The sequence below is a fragment of the Pseudocitrobacter sp. RIT415 genome (assembly GCF_003057695.2).
GTDB classification, from domain to species: domain Bacteria; phylum Pseudomonadota; class Gammaproteobacteria; order Enterobacterales; family Enterobacteriaceae; genus Pseudocitrobacter; species Pseudocitrobacter faecalis.
Window position 1 is genome coordinate 46,203 of record NZ_QBJC02000029.1, and the last position, 10,371, is coordinate 56,573.

9 protein-coding genes, 1 other RNA gene and 1 pseudogene are annotated in these 10,371 nt (G+C 44.5%); 5 read left to right on the forward strand and 6 right to left on the reverse strand.

Going from position 1 to position 10,371, the window contains the following annotated elements:
* Positions 1–91 precede the first annotated feature (91 nt).
* Positions 92–455: a transfer-messenger RNA gene (gene ssrA / locus DBY68_RS20995) on the forward strand.
* A 114-nt stretch (positions 456–569) separates the two neighbouring features.
* Here ssrA and DBY68_RS21000 read toward each other — a convergent pair.
* On the reverse strand, positions 570–983 hold the full coding sequence (locus DBY68_RS21000) for a GNAT family N-acetyltransferase (RefSeq protein ID WP_167405873.1): 414 nt from the start codon (positions 981–983) through the stop codon (positions 570–572).
* A gap of 304 nt (positions 984–1,287) precedes the next feature.
* Here DBY68_RS21000 and DBY68_RS21005 point away from each other — a divergent pair, with 304 nt between their 5' ends.
* Both DBY68_RS21005 and DBY68_RS21010 read left to right on the forward strand, forming a co-directional pair.
* Positions 1,288–1,689 (forward strand): Imm63 family immunity protein, encoded by a 402-nt coding sequence (locus tag DBY68_RS21005; protein WP_108477021.1) that lies wholly within the window; start codon positions 1,288–1,290, stop codon positions 1,687–1,689.
* Between the two features lie 246 nt (positions 1,690–1,935).
* Positions 1,936–2,847, forward strand: a complete 912-nt coding sequence (locus tag DBY68_RS21010; protein WP_108477020.1) for an alpha/beta hydrolase — start codon at positions 1,936–1,938, stop codon at positions 2,845–2,847.
* A 169-nt stretch (positions 2,848–3,016) separates the two neighbouring features.
* Here DBY68_RS21010 and DBY68_RS21015 read toward each other — a convergent pair whose 3' ends face one another.
* Both DBY68_RS21015 and DBY68_RS21020 read right to left on the reverse strand, forming a co-directional pair.
* The gene (locus DBY68_RS21015; protein WP_108477019.1) at positions 3,017–3,910 is read right to left on the reverse strand and encodes a dihydrodipicolinate synthase family protein; all 894 of its coding nucleotides are present in this window, start codon (positions 3,908–3,910) and stop codon (positions 3,017–3,019) included.
* 20 nt (positions 3,911–3,930) lie between these two features.
* On the reverse strand, positions 3,931–4,626 hold the full coding sequence (locus DBY68_RS21020) for a B3/4 domain-containing protein (RefSeq protein ID WP_108477018.1): 696 nt from the start codon (positions 4,624–4,626) through the stop codon (positions 3,931–3,933).
* 43 nt (positions 4,627–4,669) lie between these two features.
* Between DBY68_RS21020 and DBY68_RS21025 the strand changes: the two genes are divergently transcribed.
* Positions 4,670–5,272: a helix-turn-helix transcriptional regulator gene (locus tag DBY68_RS21025; RefSeq protein ID WP_108477017.1), complete on the forward strand. Its 603-nt coding sequence runs from the start codon at positions 4,670–4,672 to the stop codon at positions 5,270–5,272.
* A 58-nt stretch (positions 5,273–5,330) separates the two neighbouring features.
* Here DBY68_RS21025 and DBY68_RS21030 read toward each other — a convergent pair.
* Positions 5,331–5,933, reverse strand: a pseudogene (locus DBY68_RS21030) (site-specific integrase).
* A 199-nt stretch (positions 5,934–6,132) separates the two neighbouring features.
* Between DBY68_RS21030 and DBY68_RS21035 the strand changes: the two are divergent.
* Entirely contained in the window at positions 6,133–6,789 is a 657-nt protein-coding gene (locus tag DBY68_RS21035) for an alpha/beta hydrolase (RefSeq protein WP_233503917.1), read from the forward strand.
* A gap of 345 nt (positions 6,790–7,134) precedes the next feature.
* Here DBY68_RS21035 and DBY68_RS21040 read toward each other — a convergent pair whose 3' ends face one another.
* Both DBY68_RS21040 and DBY68_RS21045 read right to left on the reverse strand, forming a co-directional pair.
* Positions 7,135–9,411, reverse strand: a complete 2,277-nt coding sequence (locus tag DBY68_RS21040) for a DEAD/DEAH box helicase (protein ID WP_108477016.1) — start codon at positions 9,409–9,411, stop codon at positions 7,135–7,137.
* Positions 9,405–10,148, reverse strand: coding sequence for a hypothetical protein (locus DBY68_RS21045; protein WP_223306998.1), 744 nt, complete (start codon positions 10,146–10,148; stop codon positions 9,405–9,407). Before DBY68_RS21045 ends, DBY68_RS21040 begins: the two co-directional genes overlap by 7 nt.
* Between the last annotated feature and the right edge of the window lie 223 nt (positions 10,149–10,371).

Below are 10,371 nucleotides of genomic sequence, written 5' to 3' on the forward strand. Positions count from 1 at the left end.
TGGATTTTTGCCCAGAATGCAGGCACAGAGTATTTATGCTGGGGGGTGGCAGAGCGCATAGCAACTCTGTTATACTTGCTGCAACACTATTGGGGCTGATTCTGGATTCGACGGGATTTGCGAAACCCAAGGTGCATGCCGAGGGGCGGTTTGCCTCGTAAAAAGCCGCAAAAAAATAGTCGCAAACGACGAAAACTACGCTTTAGCAGCTTAATAACCTGCTCTGAGCCCTCTCTCCCTAGCTTCCGCTCTTAAGACGGGGATCAAAGAGAGGTCAAACCCAAAAGAGATCGCGTGGAAGCCCTGCCTGGGGTTGAAGCGTTAAAACTAATCAGGCTAGTTTGTTAGTGGCGTGTCTGTCCGCAGCTGGCAAGCGAATGTAAAGACTGACTAAGCATGTAGTGCCGAGGATGTAGGAATTTCGGACGCGGGTTCAACTCCCGCCAGCTCCACCAAAATCTTTAGCGGCGATTCCAGAGTCGACCGCAGAAGTCGAAAGCCCGCAAGGCGTAAGTCTTGCGGGCTTTTTTGTTCTCTTCTGTATATAGATATCTCTATAAATCAGCAACCTAAAAGATAATCCTCATCGCTACCCGGCGCGCTGAATCGAACCCTTTCGCGATCTCATCCTCTATTATCGCCGCCAAATGCGGCGGGCGCGCCTTCCCTTCCACAATCTCAAAACCTAACGTGGCGTAAAACCTGGCATTAAATGCCGCCATTTTGTCGGTGGTTAGCGTGGCGCCCGTCAGGCCGCGTTGCTGTCCATTACGAAGCATCGCCTGCATAAGCTGTCTGCCAATCCCACGGCGCTGCCAATTCGGATGCACATCCATTTCTGCGATGTGTAGCCATTCACTTGCGATTTTACCGGCGATGAATCCTACGGGAACGGAGTCTGACGTACAGGCCGCAAGCAGTAGCCCGTTACGACTGAAATCGCTGAGTTCTTCGATGCTGCTGGCAATGGCGGGACCGGTCATTGCACCTGCGTAGCGTAGCGTTTCAAAGGCGGCCAGTTCCATGGCGCGAAGAGTGGCAAAGTGCTCAGTATGTGCGGGGGTGATGATGACGTTTATATGCGGTCTCTCCGTGAGGGTTGTGGGGGTGATTATTCTTTGGGCTGAAGATTGGGGAGAACGGTTCGGCTATAAGGTAGCATATGTTTGCGAAGTCTGTTGCTAATTGGGGGCGAGCTGTTAGGAAGATGATAGGGCTGCTTTGAGCGAAATGCGGTCTGGAACGAATGGTTAACCCTCATAAATCATAAATCATAAATCATAAATCATGAAAAATATCGAAGAGTTACGTGCAGAACTTGTCAAAATCGGTGAAGGAATTGGAGGTGGAATAAGACCCAATTATTACTTCACCATCCCTGATATACCTGACGGTATGGCGACTCCATACCTGGAAATTCATGGCAAAGAATATCATTTCATTGTCAATGAAAGAGGTGCCGAAATAGCTCGTAAAGTGACCCTTAGTGATGATGAGATTCTTTATTGGTTTGTTGAGTGTGGTGTGGCTGGTCTGGCTACAGAGTATGCAGCCATGAATAGCTCACCTGAAATGGAATTCAGGTATGTTTATTTTCGTAAACAATATAGTTTAATGCTCTCCATCAAACCTGAATGGGCAACAAGGAAGCGCAGAGAATTTACAGAAATCCTTAGCAGACAGGTTTAAAAAGGTCACAAAATTTCTCAGAAACGTCGTGATCATCAGTTTGATTCAAGCATCAATGCTCCCACAACTCAGCATCCAACGTCCGCTCCTGGCACAGAGCGGGCGAGTTTGCTGGCTGAAGGTCCGCTGTGACTGAAAAACGGGCTTTAATATCAGTAAGTGCCTGTTGAGCAAATGCACTGGTGACTCGCGGCCGGGCGCGGAGCCTGTTAATCTCATACCGCTTAGCTTAAACAGGGATAACTAATGCATATCGCAAATATCCGCGCCCTATATGGAGGAATACTTTTACTTATGTCCGTCTTCGTCCCCGCGTCCGCAGACCAGCCCCCGTCCATCGCTTCAGAACTTTCAGACTCGCAGCGTATCTCTGTGCAGACGCACGGTTCGGGAACGGATGTTATATTGATTCCGGGGCTGGCGTCGTCTCGCGAAGTCTGGGCTGATTTAGTGTCAGGTTTACGTATGCGGCACCGCGTTCATCTTGTAGAACTTGCAGGCTTTGCGAGTACCCCTGCTATTGCTAACCGGGAGGGAGCGATCATCGCACCGGCAGTTGACGCTATCGCTGAATACATCCAGTCCCGGCACCTCAAAACACCGGTGATCATTGGCCATTCCCTCGGAGGTGAGATGGCACTGATGCTGGGAGCCCGTTATCCCCATCAGGTCGGTCGCCTGTTAATCGTCGATGCTTTGCCATTCTATTCGTTAATGTTTGACCCGGCGGCGACCAGCGAAACAGCGGCCCGGCATGCCACTTCCATGCGGGACTGGCTACTAAGCCAGTCGCCTGAGCAAATCGCAGAGTCCCAGAATAACTCTATAGCCCGTTTAGCGAAGACCGAGGCGGTGAGGCCTGCTCTGGTGGATGCGGCTATTCATTCCGATAGCAAAACTGTTGCGGATGCGGTGTATGAGTTGATGATTACCGATTTGCGTCCCGAGCTTGGCCGTATTAAAGCGCCGATTGAGATCGTTTACGCGTATGACCCCCTGTTCGGGATACCTGCAGCCAGTGTGGATACAATGTACCGTCAGGCCTATGCCTCTGCACCTGATATTCATTTCACGCGGATCGACAACAGTTTTCACTTCGTCATGCTCGATCAGCCAGAAGAGTTCTCCAAAGCGGTTGAGTCATTTTTAAATAAGTAAATGCACCAGGGGATACTGACATTTTCTCTCTCCATAGGATCAGGTGAGGTGATTAGGGTGTCCCCTGTGAGCGAAAAGCGGACCTACAGATGTTACTTCAAACATGCGATGATGGTTGATATTCAGCTTGATTTCAAAAGCATCGGCAGACTGCCAGTCCTGGGGTAGATTACTTCAGCTCTAACGTACTTATTACATGGGCAATATCCGCGATATTACCTGCTGACAATGGTTGCAGAGGACGAGGTAGGCAATCCATATCGGTAAGCCCAAGCAAACCAGCGGCTGCGGCAATGACTCGAATACTCCCACCATGTTTATGGAACAGCGACCACAACGGCTCAAGGCGTGTTGTCAGAGCAGTAACACGTTCATGATCGTTTGCCGCAGCTGCTTCAGTGATTTGTTTCGCCATCTGAGGGAACAGACCGCCGCACACGGAATACCAGACTTCACAGCCAGCGTTTAATCCCAGCCCGGCATATGCGTCGCCACTTATACCTATTGTCACGCCAGGGCGCAGATGTTGACGTAACGCATGCACCCGCTCAGTCGCTGCAGCCTGGGTATTCGGAACTCCAGGGATCTTAACCGAGCGAACACCTTCAAGTGATGAGAGACGCCCGTGCAGTTCATCCGTAAAGGTAAAATGTGTAGTACCTGGATTGTCATAGATGCACACCGGTACAGAGACATTCTGAGTCACGGTCTCAAATAGCGTGAAGACTTCTTCGTCACGAAGTGATTGGTAGCTGACTGCCGGGAGTAGCAGGGCATCCGCACCAACTGCCTGTGCATCATCTGCCAGATGCAAAATGGCATCGGTACTGACCGCCCCCACACATACCATCATTGGGATATCCCCGGCATGTTGTTTAGCCAGAGTAGCTACATGCTTACGCTGCTCACGGGTCAGATAGGCGTAGCTTCCGGTTGATCCCAGAATGCCCATAGAATCAACACGTGCAGCCGTAAGGCGAGCCAGAATCTTAATGAACCCCTGCTCGTCGATGCTACCGGCAGTGATCGGGGTTAACGGGAATGCAGACAAACCGGTAAACATAGTGTTTCTCCTGAATGATATTACTGGTGTTGCTCTTCTATGAGAGCAACTTCAAGCCACAAACCTGGCATCATTTTTTCCAGACCGTTAGTCAGCATCCTTCCTGCTTCATGGAGCTTCTCCAGTGGCATCTGTGGCAGACTCTCGAGAATGAACCACATTTGCTGAGCCTCTACACTTAATCGGGTTCTGATCCCCTGCCGCCAGTTCCAGCGGCGACAAGTAACGCCGATATCATCACACCAAATAACTTCACCCTGGGAAGGGTATTCAACGACAGTCTCACCTTCTTTGATGGTATCAAAGGTCTCGGTTCCTTTTGCCACAGATAGACACGGCGCACCCTGATACGCAGAGATATTCTCGCCTCCAACAGGGATGGCGTAGCGGAGACTAACAGCATTGTATAGATCAACAATGGGGTCGAGTGTAGGCATCATTCCGTCACGTAGTACGCGCTTACGTAACGCAGCAGCTGAACAAGGAGTGCGTTTTGGTTTGGCTCCAAATTTTTGGAAAACTTCGTCCCATGCGGCCAGATGAGATTCTGCCCATTCAGGCTCACCAGCAAGAATTACTTCACATGCTTCCTGCAGCGCCTTGTGTCCAATATCTGGATGAAGCACTGGTGCTGCTTCTACGTAAATACTAAGTGCCCGGAAGCCGGGAGCAATGCGAAAAATTTCAGGGGCAATTGACGGAGATACTGTTAACACGAGACAATCCTGTAATGACCAATTTATTTCATGATAATGACCAATGACCAAAAAAGTCAATTTAATGACCGATGCTAATGTGATTGTCAGCACCGTGAATGAAGCCGTATCTCAGCGGATTAAGCAGTATCGTAAGCAAAAGAAAATTTCACTTGATGAACTGTCTCGTCGGGCGGGCGTCAGCAAAGGGGCACTGGTTGAGATTGAAGGGTGCCGGGCGAACCCTAGCATTGCCCTGTTATGCCGCCTGGCTGTTGCAATGGGCGTTTCAGTAGCAGATTTTGTGGATGTCAGTTCAAAACCGACAGTACATCTTATTGCTGAAGATGAAATACCTGAATTGTGGGAGGGCGATAAAGGCGGGCGTGCAAGGCTGCTCGCTGGATCTGGTGGCCCAGATATGACGGAACTCTGGATGTGGGAAATGCAGCCGGGAGAAAAATTTGCTTCACCTGGTCACACTGAAGGGACGCTTGAATTGTTTTATGTTCAAAAGGGAACGCTTACGCTTGGTGTACAGGATCATCTGTTTCAGGTGAAGACCGGTTGTTCGGCAACAGCCAGAACGGACGTCCCACATTTTTATGAAAATACAGAGGAAGACCCATTGATTTTCATCATGACAGTTCATGAGAAAGCGGTCTGAATGCTAAAGTGATGATGTCCGCTTCTGGCACAGGGCTGCTGTTGCAGCCCTGACAACCTTAGACTTCAATCGATTCAGAGATCTCTAACGCATCATCCACTTCAATGCCCAGATAACGGACTGTGCTTTCCAGTTTCTTATGGCCCAACAGAAGTTGGATCACCCGGAGATTCTTGGTTTTCTTGTAGATTAGGTAAGGTTTCGTTCTTCTCAAGGAGTGTGTGCTGTAAAGCGAATCTTCGAGACCAAGCTTTTCTACCCACCCATGAAAAATTCGGTTGTACTGCCGGGTTGATATGTGCTGGTTAGTTCCGACCCGAGACCGAAACAAGAAGTCTTTACTATGCAAATTGCTAAGCTTTATCAGTGCAGCAACAGCTTCTCTTGTCCCTTTGGTTATCTCAAATTGCACGGGACTACCAGTTTTCTGTTACAACACCGTTGCTCTGCTTGAAACAGAGTTACCATATGCAACATCAGATACTTTGAGTTTGACCAGATCGCAGCCTCGTAGCTTACTGTCCAGGGCCATATTGAACAGAGCTAAATCACGCGTTTTACCTTCCAGTTCAAGTCGGATTCGGATCCCCCAGATATGAGATATCTGGAGTGGTCTTTTTTGACCGATGATACGGTCTTTGTTCCACGGTGACGTGTTCATACTCAAATCTCCTGCAATGAGAGAGATTTGAGTATGGGTCCCTTATGCGAGAAGCGGACTTCAACGAGGTGGCAATGTATTCATGCTCCGCAATAGGCTATGTTTATCAATTCTGAAACCATAGCAATGGAGCCGCAGTCAAGAAATGAGCTTGCCGGATAACCTAGAGAGCCTCCCTGTTGTACTCATTCCAGGATTTATGCTTGATGAAACATTATGGGACGATTTTATCGCTGCATTTCCCGATAGTAGACGCTTTATTCCTGTGAGCCTGAATGGGGGAACAACAATCCAGGATATTGCCGCCAACATAGCCCAGAAACTACCTGAGCGTTTTGTTCTGGCAGGTTTTTCGTTGGGTGGCTACGTAGCCAGAGCTATTTATGAAGCTTTTCCGGAACGGACAGCGGCTATGATTCTCATTGCTACCTCTCTCAGAGAAGATTCACCAGAGCAGAAAAAAACACGCATAGCGACTGCGGTTACTCATTCCTCCAGAGCATTCAGTGGACTGAGCACCATGGCAATTAGAAAGTCGCTTCACGCTGATCTTGCCGATAATACGCCCCTTATTGATAAAATCCGTGACATGGGAAAAAGGCTGGGAGCACATGCATTCCGTGTCCAGTCAGGGCTAAACCGTGAGCGAATAACGTTAAAACCAGTTTCATGCCCGACCTATGTCATTGCAGCTGAACATGACCGGCTGCGTTCAAAAGAGGAGGCAGAAGAACTGGCCAAGCTAACCGGCACCTGTGCTGTTTATATTGACGGCTGTGGGCATCTTATTCCTCTGGAGAAACCGTATGAATTGGCCCAACTCATGTACGTATGGCTCAATAAAAAAGACCTTTGAAACTGCGAACTAAGCACCTGGTCGCGTTTTTTTTAAATGTCCGCTCCTGGCACGGAGCGAACGAACGAATGCAACTGAATGTCTGCTGTGAGCGAGGGGCGGACATTGGCCTTACAGGATACCTTTTTCTGGATATTCTCTGAAAGCGAATGGTTTAGTTAAGTGGGATGCTTACAGAATGATATCGCTAATGAGAAAATTAAATTCGCGAGAAATAGCGAAAGGCAGTTCATTATAAGATATAATACCATGATAGTAGCGGAGAGAGTAAAAAATTCGCTTCTGGAGGGGGATTATGTTGCAGTTTGAAGAGTATGAAATAAATTATCATACTCTCCAGGACTGTTATGGAAGATACCAGCTGATTTTTTTCCAAAGCTCGTTATCACCAAATTCTAACGTTGGATCAATTTCGATCCTTTCTTCGGAGATGAATTTTAAGTATGGAGCAACTAAAGGAACATCTTCAGGCTGAATTCCATATCGCATCAACATTATGTGAGCCTTATTGATGGTACCGTATCTTAGAAAATCAATGAAAACAGCAGCTCTTTGATCGCCGGTATCATCTAAATATAATTTGAATGCCCCCACGAAAACATCAGTAAGAGAGAATGAGATTACAGTATCAAGGTAGTCGTAAGTATCAAACACAACGGTATCATAGCTTACATTCCTTGAGTTTACAGAGTTAAATAGAGAGTAGGACCTAATCAGATTGCTATCAGGTAATTTATTAGCTGGTTGGGAAAATCTTGAAATACCATTATTATTACCATCTCTATCTGATATGTAGCTGTATCTTATTCCAACAATTTCTTTAAAACTTCGACCGGCCATTACATGAAACATAATGTCAATTGCTGATTTGAATACATTTCTTTCACCGTCATATAACTCTCGGCCTAAAGATGTTTCATACAACGATAAGAAACAAGACTTGACTTTATCCCTTCCTTCTCTATTCTCAGGGCCAATTAGTTTACTACCAAACTGTTCGTTGAAAACGGTATCTAAAATAAATGTAATCTTTTTATATATGTTATCATTCTGTAACCTTTCAATCTTGGATTCGGGAAGATTTATATCCTCATTGAAAGTTCCATTAACAATGGATTTTATGAGTTCATGGTTATCATTATCTGAGTCAACTGGATTCTCTAATACTGACTCCTCTTCTAATTTGAATGGTGTTTTGACTCGGCGTGATAACAACTCTGCATTATGTGTATATACATATCCATAATCAAATTCTTTATTCTTTGATAAACGTCCACTACGACCTATTAAGTTTTTAAATGCCAGACATCTTTTCTGTTCAGACTCGCCATACATCTTCATATTTGCAAGCCAGACTATATCAAATGGCATGTTGATGCCTTGGGCTAACGTACTGGTAGCAAAGCAAATCCTAGCAAATCCGGCTTTAATAAATTTCTCGACTAAGTATCTAACTTCTAAAGGTACAGAACCATGGTGAATTACTACACCGATATTCAATAGTTCTACCAATACAGATCTATGGCCGTGGTTATTAGCGCCTAATATATCTCCGACGCTATTAATTATTTTCAGTGCTTCTTTATCTACTATTTTTTTGAATTTAGCGGTATGTTTCTTGAATTTGTTGATAAATTTCCCATCATAGACAGATGCTTTTGATACATAAATAAGGACTGACTTATTACCTGAAAATGCAAATTGTTCAAAGCTACCCGAAAAAGGTGCAGCTTTCTTTAACAAATGTCCCTTATTCATATATGGTGAAAAATAATAGTCATTGCCATTCTTATGCGCATAAATGAAAATTTTTCCTACAGTGTTATGAGCATAACTCCGAGAGTATTTTTCGGGAGTGTCGATATTGTGTTTTTTGAACTGAGCTTCGGGATTATCTACGAAAGGATGTGCAAAGATTAGTTTTGCTGTTGGAAAAAGTTTCTGTACGCGCCTAACGGTGACATCGAATATTACACCTCGCTCTTGTTCTTCAGAAACTTGAGCTTCATCAAAAAAGAATAAATTAATATTTAGCTTTTTACTAAAAGTTGTTAGATCTTTTGTCCGTTCTGGCGTGAGAACAAATATTCTTCTTAAATTCCTGTTAGTATAGACATAATCCACAAAAGTACTAATCATCACATCTTTGTCATGTTCAAAGTATCCTTTTAAGTTTTCAACGTACTCTGCTATTAATGCCCTAGATGGTACGATAATAACAGCATCGCCATCTTGTGTGCTGATGTATTCCTTTATTGAAAATGATTTCCCTGCACTTGTAGGCGCTGATATAGAAATGAATTGTTTTTCTTCAACAGCATCACGAATGCTTGCCTGTACAGGAGTAAGATATTCACCGTACTGCTTTTTGTACTGGTTTCCTATTGTCCCTAAAATGAAAGAGTAGAGATTTGAAGGGGATTTATTTTTATAGAACAATCCCAGGGTAGATATTATGTTTTCCTCATGAACTGCAAATTCCTCAGCATGAAACTCTTTATAATATGTTAACTTCTCGACCAACTTGTTATCAACTGGTCCTTTGCTATGCAAATCATCTAATATCTGTCCAATGGATTTATTTGGATCTTCGTCATTGATAATTTCTTGAATGCTTAACATTTTACACCAACCAAGTATATAAAACTAACGCGATCTAATAATTCTATTTCAATAACGGTTTTAATCGCATTATCCATTATTATTTCAGGATGATCTGAGTTGATAGAGAAAGCTGCGATGATACCATATTTTTCTTCATCGAGATTTTTGATCGCGTCTTTATGACAAAGGTTTACTAAATGAACGCGATCACGGAAATGTTTATCTTGTGTGATAAAGTCATGTGCTTGGCGGATCGCATTTCCGTGTGGGTTAATGGAGGCTGAGAATTTGGCTTCTCCGAAGTTTATAAGATTTCCAGTACATGTTGTATGAAAATCAAAACCCTCGTTTTGTTTTAATTGAGGTTTCCATAACTCAGCAATAGGTAGGGAAATGTGGTGTAATATCTGACTTAATGCTCGAGAGGATCCAATGGAAACCATAACTTCACCAAATTCAGCTCCTAAGGGATCACCATCAAGAACTTTATTGAATATTTCAACCAATGCATCAGTCGTTTCTTTCGCAGTAACTTTATATGATCGCTGTGTACCAGCATCGAGAGAAGAAATCCAAGATGTATTCAACACTGAGTTCACAAGCTCTGTAGCTATCAAGTCAGTATTATTTACGTTTACGATACATGTTATTATCGCAGGATCTTTATCTTGGTAGTGATACTGCGAGTGAATACATCCCCACTCAGTATCGTCTATAACTATGGATTTTGGTTCTTCAGGCATCATACCTTCCATAACACGTTCTTGATGGCTACGTAACTTGTAGTACTTCTCTGGAGATGAAGAAATTTCAAGAAGTACAGATTGTAGATGTACGAAGCCTAGAAATTTAAAACACTCATGTTTTGTAGAGGATTTTAATGATAAAGTCCAGATAACAAACACATTATTGGAACCATCACCATACTTTTTAGTGTCAATCTTATCTACTTACTCCGCATTGATTAACATAGACTGA